Origin of the sequence: Actibacterium lipolyticum, from assembly GCF_900184935.1 — a bacterium.
In the GTDB taxonomy this organism is placed as follows: Bacteria; Pseudomonadota; Alphaproteobacteria; order Rhodobacterales; family Rhodobacteraceae; genus Actibacterium_A; species Actibacterium_A lipolyticum.
On record NZ_FXYE01000001.1, the window covers coordinates 831,818 to 851,469 of the forward strand.

19 protein-coding genes and 1 other RNA gene are annotated in these 19,652 nt (G+C 57.6%); 15 read left to right on the top strand and 5 right to left on the bottom strand.

From position 1 onward, the window contains the following. The first annotated feature begins 11 nt into the window (after positions 1-11). The 4 genes from COL8621_RS04115 to rpmG all read left to right on the top strand — a co-directional run bounded on the left by COL8621_RS04115 (position 12) and on the right by rpmG (position 2,110). Positions 12-698, top strand: a complete 687-nt coding sequence (locus tag COL8621_RS04115) for a hypothetical protein (protein ID WP_093966038.1) — start codon at positions 12-14, stop codon at positions 696-698. Between the two features lie 70 nt (positions 699-768). Beyond that, complete coding sequence (locus COL8621_RS04120; protein WP_093966903.1) at positions 769-1,392, top strand: N-acetylmuramoyl-L-alanine amidase; 624 nt, start codon at positions 769-771, stop codon at positions 1,390-1,392. An 11-nt stretch (positions 1,393-1,403) separates the two neighbouring features. Continuing rightward, an RNA gene (gene rnpB / locus COL8621_RS04125) (RNase P RNA component class A) lies at positions 1,404-1,797 on the top strand. Positions 1,798-1,942: 145 nt separating this feature from the next. Beyond that, positions 1,943-2,110 (top strand): 50S ribosomal protein L33, encoded by a 168-nt coding sequence (rpmG, locus tag COL8621_RS04130; RefSeq protein ID WP_093966039.1) that lies wholly within the window; start codon positions 1,943-1,945, stop codon positions 2,108-2,110. Positions 2,111-2,334: 224 nt separating this feature from the next. Here rpmG and COL8621_RS04135 read toward each other — a convergent pair whose 3' ends face one another. Continuing rightward, complete coding sequence (locus COL8621_RS04135; RefSeq protein ID WP_093966040.1) at positions 2,335-3,075, bottom strand: Bax inhibitor-1/YccA family protein; 741 nt, start codon at positions 3,073-3,075, stop codon at positions 2,335-2,337. A 477-nt stretch (positions 3,076-3,552) separates the two neighbouring features. Here COL8621_RS04135 and COL8621_RS04145 point away from each other — a divergent pair, with 477 nt between their 5' ends. Beyond that, positions 3,553-4,404 carry a LysR family transcriptional regulator gene (locus COL8621_RS04145; protein ID WP_093966904.1) on the top strand — a complete coding sequence of 284 codons (852 nt, stop codon included), beginning with the start codon at positions 3,553-3,555 and terminating at the stop codon, positions 4,402-4,404. A gap of 9 nt (positions 4,405-4,413) precedes the next feature. Here COL8621_RS04145 and COL8621_RS04150 read toward each other — a convergent pair whose 3' ends face one another. Next, positions 4,414-5,376, bottom strand: a complete 963-nt coding sequence (locus tag COL8621_RS04150) for an NADPH:quinone oxidoreductase family protein (RefSeq protein WP_093966042.1) — start codon at positions 5,374-5,376, stop codon at positions 4,414-4,416. A gap of 322 nt (positions 5,377-5,698) precedes the next feature. Between COL8621_RS04150 and COL8621_RS04155 the strand changes: the two genes are divergently transcribed. From COL8621_RS04155 to COL8621_RS04165, 3 genes are all read left to right on the top strand, one after another. Beyond that, positions 5,699-6,070, top strand: coding sequence for a helix-turn-helix domain-containing protein (locus COL8621_RS04155; RefSeq protein ID WP_093966043.1), 372 nt, complete (start codon positions 5,699-5,701; stop codon positions 6,068-6,070). A gap of 81 nt (positions 6,071-6,151) precedes the next feature. Continuing rightward, a complete protein-coding gene (hisN, locus tag COL8621_RS04160) occupies positions 6,152-6,958 on the top strand; it encodes a histidinol-phosphatase (protein ID WP_093966044.1) in 807 nt (268 codons plus the stop codon). A 4-nt stretch (positions 6,959-6,962) separates the two neighbouring features. Then, entirely contained in the window at positions 6,963-8,303 is a 1,341-nt protein-coding gene (locus COL8621_RS04165) for an 8-oxoguanine deaminase (RefSeq protein WP_093966045.1), read from the top strand. On the opposite strand, the gene guaD is transcribed toward COL8621_RS04165, so the two are convergent. Further along, on the bottom strand, positions 8,300-9,589 hold the full coding sequence (guaD, locus tag COL8621_RS04170; RefSeq protein ID WP_093966046.1) for a guanine deaminase: 1,290 nt from the start codon (positions 9,587-9,589) through the stop codon (positions 8,300-8,302). The two genes, COL8621_RS04165 and guaD, sit on opposite strands and share 4 nt — an antisense overlap. A 122-nt stretch (positions 9,590-9,711) precedes the next feature. On the opposite strand from guaD, the gene mgtE reads away from it, so the two are divergent. Both mgtE and COL8621_RS04180 read left to right on the top strand, forming a co-directional pair. Further along, complete coding sequence (gene mgtE / locus COL8621_RS04175; protein WP_093966047.1) at positions 9,712-11,097, top strand: magnesium transporter; 1,386 nt, start codon at positions 9,712-9,714, stop codon at positions 11,095-11,097. After that, positions 11,094-11,672, top strand: coding sequence for a 5-formyltetrahydrofolate cyclo-ligase (locus tag COL8621_RS04180; RefSeq protein ID WP_093966048.1), 579 nt, complete (start codon positions 11,094-11,096; stop codon positions 11,670-11,672). Before mgtE ends, COL8621_RS04180 begins: the two co-directional genes overlap by 4 nt. Before the next feature lie 19 nt (positions 11,673-11,691). On the opposite strand, the gene COL8621_RS04185 is transcribed toward COL8621_RS04180, so the two are convergent. Beyond that, entirely contained in the window at positions 11,692-12,087 is a 396-nt protein-coding gene (locus COL8621_RS04185) for a PepSY domain-containing protein (RefSeq protein ID WP_093966049.1), read from the bottom strand. A gap of 495 nt (positions 12,088-12,582) precedes the next feature. Between COL8621_RS04185 and COL8621_RS04195 the strand changes: the two genes are divergently transcribed. The 4 genes from COL8621_RS04195 to COL8621_RS04210 all read left to right on the top strand — a co-directional run bounded on the left by COL8621_RS04195 (position 12,583) and on the right by COL8621_RS04210 (position 16,572). After that, positions 12,583-13,395 carry a TIGR00282 family metallophosphoesterase gene (locus COL8621_RS04195; protein ID WP_093966051.1) on the top strand — a complete coding sequence of 271 codons (813 nt, stop codon included), beginning with the start codon at positions 12,583-12,585 and terminating at the stop codon, positions 13,393-13,395. A 185-nt stretch (positions 13,396-13,580) separates the two neighbouring features. Further along, the gene (locus tag COL8621_RS04200) at positions 13,581-15,359 is read left to right on the top strand and encodes an SLC13 family permease (protein WP_093966905.1); all 1,779 of its coding nucleotides are present in this window, start codon (positions 13,581-13,583) and stop codon (positions 15,357-15,359) included. 32 nt (positions 15,360-15,391) lie between these two features. Continuing rightward, positions 15,392-15,751, top strand: coding sequence for a hypothetical protein (locus COL8621_RS04205; RefSeq protein WP_093966052.1), 360 nt, complete (start codon positions 15,392-15,394; stop codon positions 15,749-15,751). Positions 15,752-15,831: 80 nt separating this feature from the next. Then, positions 15,832-16,572: a YebC/PmpR family DNA-binding transcriptional regulator gene (locus tag COL8621_RS04210; RefSeq protein ID WP_093966053.1), complete on the top strand. Its 741-nt coding sequence runs from the start codon at positions 15,832-15,834 to the stop codon at positions 16,570-16,572. Positions 16,573-16,649: 77 nt separating this feature from the next. Here COL8621_RS04210 and COL8621_RS19400 read toward each other — a convergent pair whose 3' ends face one another. Continuing rightward, a complete protein-coding gene (locus COL8621_RS19400; protein WP_093966054.1) occupies positions 16,650-18,356 on the bottom strand; it encodes a calcium-binding protein in 1,707 nt (568 codons plus the stop codon). 372 nt (positions 18,357-18,728) lie between these two features. Here COL8621_RS19400 and COL8621_RS04220 point away from each other — a divergent pair, with 372 nt between their 5' ends. After that, the gene (locus tag COL8621_RS04220; protein ID WP_093966055.1) at positions 18,729-19,640 is read left to right on the top strand and encodes a DMT family transporter; all 912 of its coding nucleotides are present in this window, start codon (positions 18,729-18,731) and stop codon (positions 19,638-19,640) included. Positions 19,641-19,652 lie beyond the last annotated feature (12 nt).

Sequence of the window (19,652 nt, forward strand, 5' to 3'; positions counted from 1 at the left end):
AGGGTTTCGTAATGCGGTTTGTTCTTCCAGCGATTGGTCTTTTGGCCATTTCAGCCTGTGCGCCAGCGGTGCCTGATTCTGCGGCTGGTGTCGGCTTTGGCGACTATGACAGCTATCAGCAGCAACGCTATGCGCGTGACGTTGAATTGTCGGGGGGAACAAATGTGATTCCGCCACAATACGCGCCCGACGGCACCCCGGTTGTGACTAATATCACGCCTGTTGCGACCGCCCCGCTGCCGCAACAGCAACAAACGGCCCCTCTGCCGCAACAGCAACAACCGGTTGCGACCGCAACCAACAACGTTGGCATTTCGGACGAACAAGACTTCTCTGCGGTGTCCTCGCGTGAGACCATCCAAAGCGACCGCCAGCGGCTAGAGCAACAGCGCGCGCAGTACGAATTTATCGAACCGACAGCCGTGCCAACGCGCACCGGTTCAACCGGCCCGAACGTCGTTGACTATGCGCTTTCCACGACAAATGTGGTTGGCCAAAAGGTTTACCGCCGCTCTGGGCTGGTCAGCGCGGCGTCGATGGCCCGCAACTGTGCGAAATACCCATCTTCTGATCAGGCGCAAATCGCGTTTCTAGAAGCGGGCGGGCCAGAACGCGACCGCAAGGGGCTTGACCCTGATGGGGACGGGTTCGCCTGTTATTGGGATCCTGCGCCATTCCGGCTGGCCGTAAACGGCTGAGGGAAGGGTGGGCAAGTTGACCCACCCGTCGCCTAACTTTGGCGACCGTCGCGGCGGCGTGCGCCCCGACATGATCGTTATTCATTATACTGCTATGGCCACCGCCCAAGACGCGCTGGAACGCCTGTGCGACCCCGTGGCCGAGGTGTCGGCGCATTACCTTATCGATGCCGACGGAACCCTTTGCCAGTTGGTGGACGAGGACAAGCGCGCTTGGCACGCCGGGGCAGGGGCGTGGGGCGGCGTGACGGACGTTAATTCACGTTCTATCGGGATTGAATTGGCGAACAACGGCCTGACACCCTTTTCAGAGCCGCAGATGGCCGCGCTGGAGCGGCTGTTGGCAGGCATCATGGCCCGTTGGTCCATTCGGCCGGAACGGGTCATTGGGCATTCGGATATGGCGCCCACGCGCAAAGGTGACCCCGGCGCGCGTTTCGATTGGCGGCGTTTGGCGCGGCTGGGTCTGTCCGTTTGGCCCGCAGGCGCACGTGTGGGTGACTTCGCGGCTGATGCCAAAGCCTTTGGTTACACCGCCCCTGAAGGGGCCTGTGACCCGGATGGCGCGGTGCTGAATGCGTTTCGGCTTAGGTTTCGCCCGTGGGCCAGTGGTCCGCTGGATGATGCGGACCGTGCGATCATGCATGACCTTGCCCGCCGCTTCCCCGTTGACCGCACCCCGCCCAGCACCTAAATGCGTCTGGCGCGGATGGCTGGGTGATCGCGGGTGGCAACATCCGAGGAAAGTCCGGACTCCATGAAGAAACGGTGCCGGGTAACGCCCGGCTGGGGAAACCCAAGGGAAAGCGCCACAGAAAACAGACTGCCTGTATGCAGGTCGGGCAACCGATACCGCACGCAGGTTAAGGTGAAACGGTGGGGTAAGAGCCCACCGCGGGTCTGGCAACAGAACCGGCACGGCAAGCCCCACCGGGAGCAATGCCAAATAGGGACCTTGCCGGGGTACGCCCCGAGGCATCTTCAGCCCAGAGGTCCGGGTTGGCAGCTAAAGCCCGTCGGTAACGGCGGGCGTAGAGGAATGATCATCCAGGGGTGGCAACACCCCGGACAGAATCCGGCTTACAGGCCGTCCGCGCACATATATCCCGGCTTTGTTTGCGTAACGTGGCGCGACAAAGGGAAATCGCGGCAAAAGCAGTTGACTCGGCCGGTGCATTCCTTAAAAGGCGGGCTTCAAGGATTTTCACGGGTGGATGCGTTTACCCGGGTGACGGAGAGAAGCAATGGCGAAACCTACCACAATCAAGATCCGCCTGAACTCGACCGCGGGTACTGGCCACTTCTACGTGACCAAGAAAAACGCCCGTACCATGACCGAGAAGATGGTGGTGAACAAATACGATCCCGTACTGCGTAAGCACGTTGAGTACAAAGAAGGCAAAATCAAGTAAGCCTTTCTTGATCGACAGAATGACAGGGCCGTGCAATTTGCGCGGCCTTTTCTTTTGGTCGCCACGCGCTGTTGGGCGTTGTGCGCGCAATGGCCAAAGACCCTCCGCTTAGAAAATGCCGGGAATCGTTATCTGGTTGGCCGACGCCGGCGCAACGAAATGCCCTCGCCAAATAAAAAGGGCCGGCGCAATGGCCAGCCCTTTCGTTCGATATGTTTCGCCAATTACTCGCGGTTGCCGAGGAACTGCAGCAGGAACATGAACAGGTTGATGAAGTCGAGGTACAGGTTCAACGCACCCATGATGGCCGATTTAGCCAGCCATTCTTCATCCATCGCATGTGCGTGCGCCAGATAGTCGGTTTTGATCTTTTGCGTGTCATAGGCTGTCAGGCCCGCAAAAATCAGAACACCCAAAATGGAAATCGCGAACATGATGGCTGGCGAGCCGAGGAACATGTTCACAATGGACGCCACGATCAGACCGATCACGCCCATGATCAGGAAGGAACCCCAACCAGAGATGTCTTTCTTGGTGGTGTAACCCCACAGCGAAAGCCCCGCGAACGAGATGGACGTCACAAGGAACGTCTGCGCGATCGACATGTCGGTGAACGCTTTGAAGATCCACGCGATCGAAATACCCATCGCGGATGCGAAGGCGTAAAAGAACAGCTGTGCGCCAGCGGCGGACAAGCGATTGATCGCCGCGCCAAAAGCGAAAACCATGATCAGCGGCAAGAACATCGCAACCCAGCCAAGGATATTCGGGCTAAGCGTGATTGGGTCGCGGAAAATGCTAAGCAGCGCGTCGTTTGAGCCGATGGCCCAGGATACGCCTGCCGTCACCGCAAGACCCACGGACATAGTGCCGTAGACTTTGTTCATGTGGGTACGAAGACCCTCATCAATCTGCGCGGTGCGGACACCAGCCTGGCCTGCGCCGATTGTTCTGTAGTCAGCCATTAGATGCCTCCAGTACGTGACTAAGTGGCGGCACCGGGTATTGGGCCGCTCTCGCCTGTAAATATCGGCAAGTACGGCCCAGTTTTCAAGGCTTTCCGGTGCGAACAAGGCGCATTCGTTCGCGGGTGGGGCTATTCGCTTTTCCAACCGACCGGTACGTCCCACGCGCGTTTGGGCGATTTTGCGGGGCGTTGGTCGGGCAAAACGCGGAAACTAGGGCGTTTTGTTTGATCCCGATCATCCAATTTGTGGCGTGGTTTGGTGAGGCCAAGCAGGCTAAACGCTAAGGAAAATAGGCCTTTTTCTGGTTTTTTATGGTGCGCGGCCCCGATGTTTGCAGTCATGTTCGTCATGATGTCCGCCCTTCGAAAATTGTGAAGTGTCACGCGCCTCTAATCAAAGCGCTTGATGATTTTGGTTCGCTATGATCAATTCTTCAAACGAATGATTGTCATCAACTTCATCACGGAAAGTGATATGCCGCGAAATTTGGACATGACTGCACTAAGATCGTTTGTCGCTGTGGCCGAAGCGGGCGGGGTGACGCGTGCCGCAGGTTTTTTGAATTTGACCCAATCTGCGGTGTCGATGCAGTTGAAGCGGCTTGAAGACGCGTTGCAGCTTCAGTTGCTTGACCGTTCCTCGCGCCAGATTACGCTGACCGGTGCGGGAGAGCAGCTGCTTGGATATGCGCGCCGCATGATGGACTTGAACGACGAAGTCTTCGCCCGCCTAACCGCGCAAGAATTCGAAGGCGAGGTTCTTCTGGGCGTGCCGCATGACATTGTCTATCCGGTGATTCCAAAGGTCTTGCAGCGGTTCAATGCCGAATACCCGCGCGTCAAAGTGCAGCTTTTGTCATCGTATACAATGCGGTTGAAAGAGCAGTTCGCGAAAGGCGAGGTCGATATCATCCTCACGACCGAAGACAGCACGGACGCTGGCGGCGAAACGCTGGCGGAACTGCCTTTGGTGTGGGTCGGTGCGCCCGGCGGAACCTGCTGGAAAACGCGGCCGCTTCGCCTTGCTTATGAACGGAATTGCATCTTTCGCGGGTCGGTTCAGGCGGCGCTGGACAAAGTTGGGGTGCCTTGGGAAATGGCCGTCGAAAGCAACTCTACCCGTACAATCGAAGCGACCGTAAGTGCAGATTTAGCCGTTCACACAGTTCTTGCGGGGAGCGAGCCCCCACATGTTGAACGCATCAAACACGGTGGAATGTTGCCAGAGCTGCCTTCGAAGCAGATCAATTTGTACCGGTCGGATGTCACCGGTGGTGCCGTCGCAAGCGACTTGGCGGCGCTGATCCGCCAAGCCTATAGGGTGTAAACCCGCTGGTTAGTCCATCGTGACAACGACCTTGCCGGTGGATTTGCGCGTGCGCAACAGTTCCAAAGCTTCGCTAGCGCGTTCCAATGGCAGCGCGTGGCTGATGTGGGGCGAAAGCCGTCCCTCAGAATACCAGGCGAACAGTTCTTTCAAGCTGTCGGTCAAGACGTTCGGCCGGAAAGCCATGTAACCGCCCCAATAGTGCCCGATGACCGAGATGTTCTTGACCAGTAGGTGGTTGGCCGGGATCTGGGGCACATCACCGCTGGCAAAGCCTATCACGATAATACGGGCTTCGGGGTTGCATGCGCGAAACGCGGCCTTGAACAGGTCGCCGCCGACGGGGTCATATATAACGTCAGCCCCACCAAGTGCTTTGATCTGTCCGCGCACATCGTCTGAATCGCTGTCGATCAGGTGGTCCGCGCCTGCGGCCTTCGCGACGGCGAGCTTGTCGGCCCCGCGCGCACACGCGATGACCGTTGCGCCCATCTGCTTGCCGATCTCGACCGCCGTTAGCCCAACACCGCCAGCCGCGCCAAGCACCAGCAACGTCTCGCCGGGTTGAAGTCTGGCTTTATGGTCTAGCGCGACATGGGATGTGCCATAGGCCACCAAGAATGCGGCAGCATCCTCAAACCCCATTGCGTCGGGAAGGGGGACGCAACGATCAGTGGGGACGCACCCATAGTCGGCCAAGCCGCCCGAGCCGGTAAATGCGGCGACGCGCTTGCCGACCAATGCGGTGTCAACGCCGGGGCCGACGGCCTCTACCGTGCCAGCCAATTCAAGGCCCAGCGTCAAAGGCAGGGCGGGCTTTTCCTGATACTGGCCCTTCATCATAAGGAGGTCGGCGAAATTCAGCCCGCAAGCTGCGATTTTAACCAGCACCATACCCTCGTCGGGGGTGGGTATGTCACACTCCCTAATGCTTGGTGGTTGTCCAATCGTTTCGACCTGATAGGCGCGCATGATATCCCTCTCCTTGCTTCGGGGCCGAACGTAATCCGGTGGAGAGAGCTTGGCTAGCATTTCGAAAATGCAAAACGCACAGGCCGTTCGGTCAAATAAATTGCAAATTGCAAAGAGATTCCCAAAACACGCATGGGTAGAGTGACAAATCTGAGGTTCTTGTTAATGTATGGATGCGCACATAGGTGGCTAATTCGAGGGGTCGAAATAAAAGTGAGACAAAAAACAGCAACTTAACGATTAAAATGTAATTTTCTGTGTCAATCATATGAACTTGGCACGATAATTGCTTTGTAGTGAGTAGTAAATTAGGAGTGTGTCTATGAAACATCCAGTTGACGTTCACGTCGGCAAACGCGTTCGCCACCGCCGGTGGATGGTGGGGATGACCCAGCAGCAGCTTGCAGAGCGTGTAGGTATTAAATTTCAACAAATTCAAAAGTACGAAACCGGTATGAATCGCGTTAGCGCATCCCGTCTGTGGGATATTGCTGATGCACTTGAAGTGCCGGTAAGCTTTTTCTTCGAAGGTCTTGATCAAAGCCAGGCACCAGAAGTAGCAAACGAAAGCGCGCCCGCCGATATTCTGACGGATAAGGAAGCGCTGGAACTTGTACGCTCTTACTATGCGATGCCTGAAAATCAGCGTCGCCGCCTGTTCGAACTGGCGCGTGTCCTAAGCGACGCGGCCTGAAAGGCCTGACTTGACGCGCGTTCCACCGGGTTATACCGCGGTGGAACTGGCGCGGGGCAGGCCCGGCCGCAATGCCGGGACATGCCGATGCAAGACCATGATCACGACGCGCTGAAAGCCACAGCAAACGCCCTTGCCGATGCGGCGCGGGCTGAAACGCTTGCGTATTTTCGCGGCGCTTCTCTAGGTATCGAAAATAAAGCGGGTGACGGGTTCGATCCTGTCACTGTTGCTGACCGCGCCGCCGAAAAGGCGATGCGCGCGGTTTTGGCTGACCGACGGCCGAATGACGCGATCCTTGGCGAAGAATTTGGAAACACCGCAGGTGACAGTGGGCTGACTTGGGTTCTTGATCCAATCGATGGCACGCGCGCCTATCTTTCCGGTACACCAACCTGGGGCGTGTTGATCGCGTTGTCTGATGACACCGGCCCACAATTCGGAATCATTGACCAACCCTACACCGCCGAACGTTTCATCGGCGGGCTGGGCGAAGCGCGCCTGATCGGCCCGCACGGCGAGCAGGTGCTTAGAACCCTGCAACCGCGCCCGCTATCCGACTCTATTCTGTTCACCACCTTCCCCGAAGTGGGTTCGCCCGATGAAGAGGCAGCCTTTAATAGCCTTTCGCAACAAGTGCGTTTGACCCGTTACGGCATGGATTGTTATGCCTACGCCTTGCTTGCATTGGGGCAGATTGACCTAGTGGTCGAGGCTGGTTTGCAGGCTTACGATATCCAAGCGCCGATCGCTGTGATCGAAGCTGCGGGGGGCGTTGTCACAGACTGGAAGGGTGGCCCGGCCCATCAAGGCGGTCGCGTTGTTGCCGCCGCGAATGCCGAAATCCACGCCGCCGCGCTTGAGGTTCTTTCAAAAGCACCGGAATAACGCCATGAGCCACGTCCTAATCCAAAACGCAGACGCGCTGCTGACGATGGATGACAACCGGCAAGAGCTGTCGGGCTGCGACGTTCTCTTGAAAGACGGCATCGTCACCGAGATCGGGCAGGGGCTGGACCCATCAGGGGCAGAGGTTGTTCTTGCCGATGGTTGCGTCGTGACGCCGGGTCTGGTGAACACCCACCACCACCTTTACCAAACGCTGACCCGCGCGGTGCCGGGTGGGCAGGATGCATTGTTGTTCGGGTGGCTGAAAACGCTCTATCCCATCTGGGCGCGCTTTGGTCCGGAAGAAATGCGCATATCCGCATCGGTCGGGTTGGCCGAACTGGCGCTTTCTGGATGCAGTATGAGTTCGGACCATCTGTATCTGTTTCCCAACGGCGCGCGGTTGGAGGATACGATCGACGCCGCAACGGAAATCGGGCTGCGTTTTCACCCCACACGCGGCGCGATGAGTATTGGCGAAAGCGCGGGCGGCTTGCCGCCGGATCATTTGGTTGAACGCGAAGCGGATATCCTGAACGACTGTATTCGTGTGATCGACGCCTTCCACGACCCGCGCCCCGGCGCGATGGTTCAGGTGGGCGTTGCGCCCTGTTCCCCGTTTTCGGTCAGTCGCGAATTGATGCGCGACGCGGCCCTGTTGGCGCGTGACAAACGGGTCCGCCTACATACGCATTTGGCCGAAAACGAAGAAGATATTGCCTATTCTCTGGCTCAGTTCGGATGCAGGCCGGGCCAATATGCAGAAGATTTGGGGTGGGTCGGCGATGATGTCTGGCACGCCCATTGCGTAAAGCTGGATTGTTCGGAAATTGAACTTTTTGCTTGTACTCGAACGGGTGTTGCCCATTGCCCTTGTTCGAATTGTCGCCTCGGCTCTGGTATCGCTCCGGTGCGGCAAATGCGTGATGCTGGCGTTCGTGTTGGGCTTGGGGTGGACGGATCGGCCTCTAACGATGTCGGGAACCTGATCGGCGAGGCGCGCCAGACCATGCTGTTGCAACGCGTCGCAAATGGTGCAGACGCGATGAGCGCGCGTGAGGCGCTGGAGATTGCAACGCGCGGCGGTGCAGCCGTTCTGGGGCGCGATGATTGCGGACAGATTGCCGTTGGAAAACGCGCCGATGTTGCGATCTGGGATGTGTCAGGTGTTGAAAGCGCGGGAAGCTGGGACAAGGCGGCGCTGCTGCTGGCCGGACCAACCCGCGTGCGGGATCTGTTTGTCGAAGGGCGGCAGGTCGTGCGCGATGGTCAGCTTGTGACGATTGATTTGCCACGGGTTGTCGAACATCAGAACAGGTTGGCGGCAAAGTTGGCGAACGGCTAAGCCGCCTTTTCACCACCCAGCCAGACAGATTTGATCGCGCGGTCGTCGCCCATCATGATGGTGGGGAAAAGAGCCTCCCAAAAATCATTCGCCTGTGCCGCCCGCTGCGAGATCGCGGGGGTCGAGGATAGGTCGATGATGGCAATGTCTGCTTCCATCCCCGGCGCAAGGTTTCCGATCTTGTCGTCCATCCTTAGGGCGCGGGCCGATCCCTGTGTCGACAGCCACCACAGTTCGGACGGGTGCAAGGCCCGGTTGCGCAGTTGCGCAACTTCATAGGCCGACGCCATGGTGCGCAGCATCGAAAAAGATGACCCGCCGCCGGTGTCGGTTGCCAGCCCTATCCGATGCCCTTCGGCAGTCAGGCCATCCATATCGAACAGCCCCGAACCGATAAACGTGTTAGAGGTGGGGCAATGCACGATGCTTGCGTCGGCCTCTTTCAAGCGGGCGTGCTCGCGGCCTTCAAGGTGGATGGCATGGCCGAACACGGCACCGGGGCCCAGCAGGCCGAACCGTTCGTAAGTGTCCAGATAATCACGCGCGTCCGGGAACAGCGCCTTTACCCACGCAATCTCGTCCACTTGTTCGCTGAGGTGGGTTTGCATCAGGCAGTTCGGATGTTCCGCCCACAGCGTGCCCAATGCCTCTAACTGTTCAGGGGTCGAGGTGGGGGAAAAGCGTGGGGTGATGACATAGGAAAGGCGACCAACCCCCAGCCATTTTTCCAACAGGGCCTTGCTGTCATCATACGCTGATTGCGCGGTGTCGCGCAGGCCGTCTGGTGCGTTGCGATCCATACAGGTTTTGCCGGCCAGAACGCGTTGGTTGCGCTTCTGTGCCTCGGTAAAAAGAGCATCCACGCTTTCGGGGTGGATCGTGCAGTACGAACAGATGGCCGTGGTTCCGTTGGCGCGGGTCAGATCAAGATATCGGGCAGCGGTTTCGGCGGCATAGTCGGCATCGCCAAACCGCATCTCTTCGGGGAAGGTATAGGTGTTTAGCCAATCGATCAGCCGCTTGCCCCAGCTGGCGATGATCGCTGTCTGGGGGTAATGGGCGTGCGCGTCGATGAAGCCAGCGCTGATCAGGGCATCGCCATAGTCGTGGCGTTCGGCATCGGGAAAGCGGGCGCTTAGTTCATCCCCGGTGCCAATTGCATGAATCAGCCCATCCTGAATTGCGATGCCACCCCGGCGTTCGTGCTTTGCGGCGCTGGGGCCTTCAATAAAAGGATCGCCAGAAAAGGCGAGCGTTTGTCCAAGAAGAAGCTTTAGTTTGCTCATATCTGCACCCGTTTGTCGGACCCACCGTATGCGTATGGGCGACGCGCGTAAATCATTCAACTTGTGCTGTTGCTTGTTAGGGGCTTTGGGTAAGGTCGGGCCAAATCGCACGGGGGCAGGCCATGGCGGAAGACATCAACGATACGGTCGAACGCGAAGAAGACGGCTATGAGCTGGATAATCGCAAGGTCTCTGCCGTGCGGCTTGCCGTGGCCGCCGGTGACGCCGAACGCCTGTCCGAAGTTCTGGACCCACTGCACGCCGCCGACATCGCCGACCTTCTGGAACAGGTGGACAGCGGCCATCGCCGCGAAATCCTGCTGCTGGGCGCAACTCATATTGATGGTGAGGTGCTTTCGGAACTTGACGAAAGCATTCGCGATGAGGTCATCGAGTTTCTGCCCAAAAACGTTCTGGACGATGCGGTCCGGGATCTGGAATCGGACGATGTTGTCGATCTGATCGAAGACATGGAGGAGCCGCAACAGGCGGCGATTCTAGACGTTTTGACAGATGCGGATCGGGTCGCCGTCGAACAGGCTCTTGCCTATCCGGAATATTCCGCCGGTCGTCTTATGCAGCGCGAAGTTGTTGCCGCGCCCGAGCATTGGAATGTTGGTGACGCGATTGATTTTCTGCGTTCCAACAAGCGGGAATTGCCTGAACAGTTTTACCACGTCTTTGTTGTGGACCCGAAGATGAACCCAATCGGGTATGTCACCTTGGGCAAGTTGCTTTCCACCAGCCGCGATGTGCCCATGACCTCGATCCTAGAGGATAGCTTCAAGGTCATCCCTGTCACGCAGCCGGAATCCGAAGTGGCCTATGCGTTCAATCAGTACCACCTGATTTCTGCTCCGGTCGTCGATGACGAAGGGCGTCTGGTCGGGATGATCACGATTGATGACGCGATGATCGTTCTGGACGAAGAACACGAAGAAGACATCCTGCGCCTCGCCGGTGTTGGCGAAGGCAGCCTTGCCGACCGCGTCATCGACACAACGAAACAGCGGTTTCCGTGGCTGTTTGTGAACCTGATCACGGCGATCCTGGCCTCGCTTGTGATTTCGCAATTTGAAGAAACCATCGCACAGTTCGTTGCGCTGGCCGTTTTGATGCCAATCGTTGCGTCGATGGGGGGGAATGCGGGCACGCAGTCCCTGACCGTTGCGGTGCGCGCAATTGCGACCAAAGACCTTACGGGCTCCAACGTCTGGCGTGTTGTCCGACGCGAGGCGCTGGTGGGGTTGGTGAACGGATCCATCTTTGCAGTCGTGATGGGGGTTGTCGGGGTTGTTTGGTTCGGCACGCCGATGCTGGGCGTTGTGATTGCCGTTGCGATGGTGCTGAACCTTGTGATCGCGGGCTTGGCGGGTATCCTTATCCCTGTCACGCTTGATAAATTCGGGATCGACCCGGCGCTTGCGTCCGGTGCTTTTGTAACGACTGTCACGGATGTGGTCGGTTTCTTTGCCTTCTTGGGGCTTGCTGCGGCGGTGCTGATATGACCGATTTGACTGAACAAAAAACGGCCGCGCGTAAGGCCGCATTTGAGGCGCGCAAAGCCGCCCATGGCAACGGGCTTAGCGCGGTTGCCGCTGGCCATCTGTTGGATGTGCTGCGCCCGCACGCTGGGAAGGTAATTTCTGGCTATATGCCAATCCGCACTGAAATTGATCCCCTCGCTGCGATGCTGGGGATGATTGGGCAGTCTCGTGTCACGGTGCCTGTTATTCAGGGCGATGGTCTTCCGCTGATCTTTCGGGAATGGCATCCTGATGCAAAAATGATCGACGGCCCGTTCGGCGCACTTGTCCCGGCAGAGGGCGATTTTCTGGAACCTGAGGTTCTGATCGTACCGCTGTTGGCGTTTGATCGTCGCGGGTATCGGCTGGGCTATGGTGGTGGGTTCTATGATCGCAGCCTAGAGGCGCTTCGCGTCGCCCGCCCGACGATTGCCATTGGTTTCGCCTATAGCGCGCAAGAGGTGAAAGAGGTGCCAACAGAGCCCACAGATCAGCCGCTGGATGTGTTGGTGACAGAAAACGGACCATTGGAACTTGGCGGCGGGGTATCCGTCTAAAGACGCCCCGCACGTTTGCCTATTCCGCTGGCGTTGCGTTGCGTCCGCTGAACCACCCAAGGCGGTGGAAAAGCAGCCAATCCAGCGCCAGCGCAAGCGCCAGTGACGCCCCTATCAGCGGTAGGAACACAGCCAAAACTACGATCAGAATGACCATCCCGCGGCCAAGTACGGCTTCGGGTGCCTGAGGCACACCTAAGCTTCCCACAGGGCGTCGCATCCACCACGCAACACATCCCGATATCGACAGGATCACGCCCAACGCCGCTGCCATTGTGTTCAGCGCCAAATTTAGCCTGCCAAACAACTCTCCCTGATGAAGGGAAATGCCAAGCGACACCGCCTTTGCGACGGGTGGGTTTTCAGCAAAGTCGTGGCGTTTCACCGCATCCGCCGCGTTGTGTTTCGATGTCATTCTAATGTGTCCTAGACAGTCTGGTTTAAGGGTTCATCTCAGACGGTCTGGAAGGGGGGCGCCCGGGCGAGACGCCGCCGGGCAAAGTCTTTTTCGGGCTGGGTTGGAAGCGAACGGGGTAGTTGAATGCCAGACGCGTGCGCCAGTGCTTGCCAGAATTGGTCGGGAAGGGCGGGCGTTAGAGATGCTTTGAAAAGCGTACAATTTTCGGGGGCTTGGTCCGTTGTTTCGATGGGGGCGCCATCGGGACCAAGGGTGATCGTTTGCAACCCGGCGCCCGTACAGATGACAATTGTCTGGAACGCGCCGGGTATCATTGCGGCCAACACTGCGCTTGCCTTTGGCAAAAGCAGCGCCGCAAAAAGCATAGCGAATATTAAAGCGCGAACCGCCATCGTCATGCCGCACCCTAACCAGCGGCTTGTCGCGATTAAACATGCCACAAAGCCGCAATACCTGCTTGCCCTTCAGCGGCGTGCGAAATACCCATAAATCATGAAAATCCTATTCCTTGGCGATGTGATGGGCCGCGCTGGGCGCGCCGCGATCACTGAACGCTTGCCCAAACTGCGCGATGACTGGAAGCTCGACTTTGTTGTGGTGAACGGCGAAAACGCGACCTCTGGTGCGGGGCTGACTGCGGCCCACGCAAAATCAATTCTGGAAGCTGGTGCAGATTGCATCACGTTGGGCGACCACGCGTTTGACCAGAAAGAGATGCTGAGCTTTATCGAGCAAGAGCCGCGCATCATTCGCCCGATAAATTATGCCAAAGGAGCACCTGGCAAGGGTCATCGGCTGTTCACCGCGACGGGTGGGCGCAAGGTTCTGGTCACGCAGGTGCTGGGGCAGGTGTTTATGAAACGCCCGTTTGATGACCCGTTTTCGGCGGTCGATCAGGTGTTGAAGGCGCACCCGCTTGGCGGAAATGCACAGGCCATTCTGGTTGATGTTCACTGCGAGGCGACGTCGGAAAAGATGGCGATGGGCCATTGGTGTGATGGCAAGGCCAGCGTTGTGGTTGGCACGCACACACATGTGCCAACCGGGGACGCGATGATTTTGCCCGGTGGGACGGCCTATCAGTCTGACGCGGGCATGTGCGGTGATTACAATTCGGTAATCGGAATGGACAAAGCCGAGCCTATGCGACGGTTCATCACCGGAATGTCCAAGGGCCGCTTTTCGCCTGCCGACGGCGAAGCAACGCTGTCAGGTCTGTATGTGGAAACCGACGATCGCAGCGGTAAGGCAACCAAGGTGCGCATGATCCGCGAAGGTGGGCGGCTTGAAGCGTCTGTGCCCTAGGTCATTGTTCACGTCGGGCGATGGGCGACAAAGGGTTTGGCCAAGACCGTTCTACTTTGGTCCAATAGGCAGCTTTGACAAGCATATCAGGCGATGGGTGCTGGGGGTTGTTCTAAACAACACTCTTGTGCCCGCGTCGCCTGTCGCTAATGATACGCCCTGATCAGGCAACAGGTCCAGACTGGATGTTCGCACTAAATCTTTCTCCGACGATGATGGCCTTCTTGGCGTTGGGCGTCGTTCTTATCATGTTCGTACTGTTCGTACGCGAGAGTTACCCGGCAGAAGTCATTGCTATTGCTGGGGCGTCATTGATGCTTGTCTTGGGCATTTTGCCTTACGACACGGCGCTTGATGTTCTTTCGAATCCAGCACCTTGGACGATTGCAGCAATGTTCATTGTCATGGGTGCCCTTGTTCGAACGGGCGGGTTGGATTGGTTTACCCAAATCGCTGAACGAAATGCGCAGCGCAGCCCGATGATTGCCGTTGGGGCGCTGCTTTTGTTCGTGATTGCGGCATCGGCAGTGGTTTCCAACACCCCAGTCGTGGTTGTGATGATCCCGGTGTTTGTGCAGCTTTCGCAAACGTTGGGTCGGTCGGCCTCTAAGTTGTTGATTCCGCTTAGTTATGCGGCGATCCTTGGTGGTACGCTGACGCTGATCGGGACCTCGACCAACCTCTTGGTCGATGGTGTGGCGCGCGCCCAAGGTCTGAAGCCGTTCACGATTTTCGAGGTAACGCCGCTGGGCCTGATCCTTGTGGCGTGGGGCATGATCTATATCCGCATCTTCGGGCCACGGCTGTTGCCGGACCGTTCTTCGATGGCGAATTTGATGTCCAACAAATCGAAGATGAAATTCTTTACCGAAGTCGCGCTTCCAGAAGACAGCGAACTTATCGGCCGCAATGTCACCGAGGTTGAACTGTTCAAACGCGAAGGCGTCCGCCTAATCGACGTTTTGCGCGGCGATGCATCGCTGCGGCGTGATCTGAAGTCTGTGGTCTTGGAACACGGTGATCGCGTCGTTCTGCGTACCGAAATGACAGAGCTGTTGGGCCTTCAGCAGAACAAAAGCCTGCGTATGGTGGATAAGCTTTCTTCGGTCGCCACGTCGACTGTTGAGGTGCTGATCACACCGGGTTGCCGCATGGTGGGGCGCAGCCTTGGGGCGCTTCGTCTGCGCCGCCGTTATGGTGTTTATCCATTGGCGGTGCATCGGCGGAACCAGAACATCGGGCGCCAACTTGACGATTTGGTGGTGCGCGTCGGTGATACGCTTCTACTGGAAGGCTCGCCTGAAGATATCCAACGACTTGCCACTGATATGGAGCTGGTGGACGTTACCAAACCTTCGGCCCGTGCGTATCGGCGCGGACATGCACCGATTGCCATTGTCGCGCTGATTTCCATCGTGCTGCTGGCCGCACTTGGGGTTGCACCGATCTTCATGCTTTCGGTGTTCGCTGTCGCGCTTGTTCTGTTGACCCGCTGCATCGACGCGGAAGAGGCGTTTTCCTTCGTCGATGGCCGCCTTTTGGCGATGATCTTTTCGATGCTGGCGGTCGGGGCCGCGCTTGAAGCTTCGGGCGCCGTGGCGATGATTGTGAATGCGATATCGCCAGCGTTGATGGGGCTGCCGCCGTTCCTGATTATCTGGGCGATTTACCTGCTGACCTCTATCCTGACAGAGCTGGTGTCGAATAACGCGGTTGCAGTTGTGATTACGCCCATCGCCATTGGCTTGGGCCAAGCGCTGGGCGTCGATCCGCGCCCGTTGGTGGTGGCTGTTATGGTGGCCGCGTCGGCCAGCTTTGCGACGCCGATTGGCTATCAGACGAACATGCTGGTTTATGGCCCCGGCGGGTACAAGTTCACCGATTTCATGCGCGTCGGTATTCCGCTGAACCTAAGCATTGGTTTGCTTGCCTCTGCCATCATCCCCTTTCTCTGGCCTCTCTGACGCCGTATCATCGAACGCCAAGGAGGAGTCCCATGTTCCGCTTTCTGTTGCCCGCTGTTTTGTTCGTAGGTGCCTGTGGGGTCGAATCTGGCAGCAGGCCCGAGGCCGTGCTGTTGGAACGGGACCGGGTCACCGTCAGTATGAGCAGCGGCTGGCCTTGCCTTGGCTTTCGCACCGCAGAAACGCGCACGGCCGATGGTTGGGCAGGGCGGCTGGAAGGGTGTCCCGATGCATATGCGTACAAGGTGACCCTGCAAAAAGGTAGCAATCCGGTGCGCACCGTATTGGTCGAGGTCTTGGGGGCCTTGGGCGGCGAGGATTTGCTGAGGCCCGCCGCATTGGTAGAGATTACCAGTGACAGAAACCGGGTCTATCGCTTCCGCACGCCTTAGTAGAGGCCGCCGGGCTTGCAGCCCCATGCGCGCCTGACATATAGAGGCTTCCAAACAAGGCATTAGGTTCGGAGAGTTTCATGGCAGGCCACTCAAAATGGGCGAACATCCAACACCGCAAAGGGCGGCAGGATGCTGCGCGGTCCAAGTTGTTTTCAAAACTGTCCAAGGAAATCACGGTTGCCGCGAAGATGGGCGACCCTGACCCCGAAAAAAACCCGCGTCTGCGGATGGCCGTGAAAGAGGCGAAGTCGAATTCGGTTCCTAAGGACGTGATCGACCGCGCCATTAAAAAGGCAGTTGGCGGCGACGCAGAAGCGTATGACGAAATCCGTTATGAAGGATACGGCCCCGGCGGCGTTGCTGTGATCGTCGAAGCGATGACAGACAACCGCAACCGGACGGCATCGAACGTCCGTTCGACTTTTTCGAAAAACGGCGGCAACCTTGGTGAAACCGGCTCGGTTGGCTTTATGTTCGACCGTAAGGGCCAAGTGTCTTACCCAGCCGAGGTTGGCGATGCGGACACCGTTATGATGGCCGCGATCGAAGCGGGCGCCGAGGATGTCGAAAGCTCGGAAGATGGGCACATCATCTATTGCGCTGATACCGATCTGAACGACGTTTCCAACGCGCTTGAGGCTGAGCTTGGGGAATCTGAATCCACCAAGCTTGTCTGGAAACCGCAGACCACCACCGAGCTTGACCTTGAAGGCGCGCAAAAGCTGATGAAGTTGATGGACGCGCTGGAAGATGACGATGACGTGCAAACCGTCACCGCGAACTTCGAAATCTCGGACGAGGTGATGGCCCAACTGTAATTGGGTTTGAACATGTAATGCCGGGACGGTGGGGCAGCCACCATCTCGGCATTTTCTATTCTGGGCACCAATAAAAGTTAGACGAAGACCAAGTCATCGACCAGATCGTTGGCATTGGCGACGCCGACCAGAACGATCCGTTCTTCATCAAACCTTAGGATCGTATGGCCGTTAAAGGTTACGGCGTATTCGTCGATCAGTTCGGCCGCTGTCATGACGCCAGACAGCATATCCTGATCAATTTGAAGTTCGTCGACATCGTCTTCGAACCCAATCAACAGATCAGTCCCGCCGCCAGCACCAAAGATAAATTCATCGCTGCCACCGCCGCCGATCAAGAAGTCCTTGCCGCTGCCGCCGATCAGGATGTCGCTGCCGTTCTGGCCGATCAACAGGTCATCACCCGCGCCACCGTCCAGCAGGTTGTTGCCAAATCCGGCAAAGACAATGTCGTTCCCTTCACCGCCGAACATCTCGTCGTTGCCTGCGCCACCGGAAAGCGTGTCGTTCCCATTGCCGCCGAACAGGAAGTCGCTACCGCCGCCGCCTGAAATGTCGTCATCGCCTTCCAGCCCATAAATGCCGTCTTCGCCATCTGTCCCGATAAGGGTGTCGGCAAAGTCGATCAGGTTAGGGGCTTCGTCACCGATGATGGTATTCGCAAACAGGCTGCCTTGGTCGACGACATCTTCGATGCTTGCGATGATGTTGGCCAGCTGAGTTGTGACTTCGTTCATCGCAGCGTCCAGCGCGTCCAGCACGGGCTGGAACGTATCTAGCAGCGCGTCAATCGCGTCGAAGACAGGATCAAGCGGAGAAAGAAGCAGATCTTTTAGGTCATCAATTGCGCCGAAAAGGTCGAACCCCAGCGCGTTGAGGATAGAGTTGATGGTGTTTTCAACAAAGTCCTGCACCACGCCAACGGCGTTGCCGATATCATCCAGAATAGAGCAGACATCGACCACAACGGCCGGGATGGTGTAGCCCGGGATCGTGAAGCCCGGCGTGATCGTAACACCAAAGACCACAACGGGCGGCACCACGATTGGCGGGATGACAATCGCCGGGGTGATGGTGAAGACCACGCAAAGCGCATCTTCCAGCGCGGCTGCGGCATCTGCAAGCGGTTGGAACACGTCGCTGATCGTGTCGAACGTATCGTCCAGCAACGACAGGTCCGGCACCAAGTTTTCCACGCTGTCGATTGCGGCTTCAAACGCTGTTAGCGCGGCCTGAAGCGGTGCAAGAAGCGTGTCGCGCACCATGAACCAGCTGTTGGCCGAAAGGCTGTAGCTTTCAAGCCGCGTGGCCAGTTGGGACCCTGAATGGATTTCCTGATCGCCAAGGCTTTCGACCAACAGGCCAGCCTCGTCCAGACGGATCGCATTTACGGTGCCAAGCGCCGAAAGGCCATTCCCGGCCACGTCGTTCCCGGCTTGCGCAATGTCGACCAGATTGCGCGGCTGCGCCCATGCGTCATCCAGCGCCCCCATAATGTCGGCCTGTTCCTCGATCACATCGGCGGTTTCGCCTGCGATGTTGTCTAAGGTTTTGATTGCGGTGCCGATGCCGAAAGGTGCGAAGCTAAGCGCCGTCACCACCGCAGACGGCAGGTTCAAGGTGTCAGCGCCCGATCTGAGTTTTTGTTCAATCTTGCCGGGCAATGCCAGCACGGTTTCGCTTGCACTTAGCGCAATGTCGAAGCCCTCTGAAAAACTGCTGATCGCATTAATGTCGTTTTGCACTTGGTTGACATTGGATAGGTAAGAGGTTGCCGTAGTCATAACCGAAATCCCTTCAAATACGCGGTCTTTCTGGAATGCCTTGAAAAATGCAAATTGCCCGTGAAATGGGCGACCGCTTAATGTTTCATAAAAATGTTTCGAAATTATATACCCCCTTTACGCTACGGCAAGCTTTGGGTGTTGGTTAGGGGTGTGGCCCACACGCTAAGCGGGAATCGCGGTCTTCGGAGGGTGTGTCGGGGTGGATTAGTGTCGGGTAGCTGACACTCAAAAAACGGGTGGCATTAGAATGCGAGCAGCGCGTCGCGTCGCGATGAAGGGCGATTCTAACAAGACAGCTCTGCCAAAAGGCGCATTGGGTGTGCGTCCAAGTCACTTGCCCTTGGCGCGGACTTGGGATCAAGTCCCGGCATGTCTGAACCGAATTCTCGCACAGCACAGCCACTCGTCGGTGTTTTCTGGATGCTTGTCACGGGCGCGCTATTTGTGGCCGTTACTGCGGTGGTCAAACACGTCGGGGACGGGGTTCCCGCGCCACAGGCCGCTTTCTTGCGATACGCGCTGGGGTTGGTGTTCTTAGTGCCCATGTTGGGGCCGCTTTTTCGTACTGGCCTGACGCGGCGAACTTTGGTTCTGTTTTCGGCACGGGGCTTGGCGCACGGTGTTGGCGTGATGTGTTGGTTCTTTGCCATGACGCAGATTTCCATCGCCGAGGTGACGGCGATGAATTACCTGAATCCCGTCTACGTGACACTTGGCGCGGCCTTCTTTTTAGGTGAACGTTTGGCTGCGCGTCGGATCATTGCGGTTCTAATGGCCTTGATCGGTGCGCTGGTAATCTTGCGGCCAGGCGTTCGCGAAATATCGCCGGGGCATATCGCGATGCTTGTAACGGCGGTTTTGTTCGCCTGCTCTTACCTGATCGCTGGTATCATGAGCATGGAGGTCAGCCCCGCCGTGGTTGTCGCGATGCTGTCGATCACGGTTACAATCGTGCTGGCACCGTTTGCCTATGCCGTGTGGGTGCCGCCGACGCTTGCTCAGTTGGGTCTGCTTTTCTTGGTGGCCGCTTTTGCCACCACCGGGCACTACACCATGACGCTAGCGTTCGCCGCCGCGCCATTGACGGTCACCCAGCCGGTTACGTTTTTACAGCTGGTTTGGGCAACATTGCTGGGATGGCTTGTTTTCGACGAGTCCGTCGATAGATGGGTCGTGATCGGCGGCGCAATTATCCTTGGCTCGGTCACGTTCATCACATGGCGCGAAGCCGTCTTGAAACGCCGTGCCGTGACGCCGCCAGACCTTGCCACCAAAGTTTAAAGCCGGGCGTTC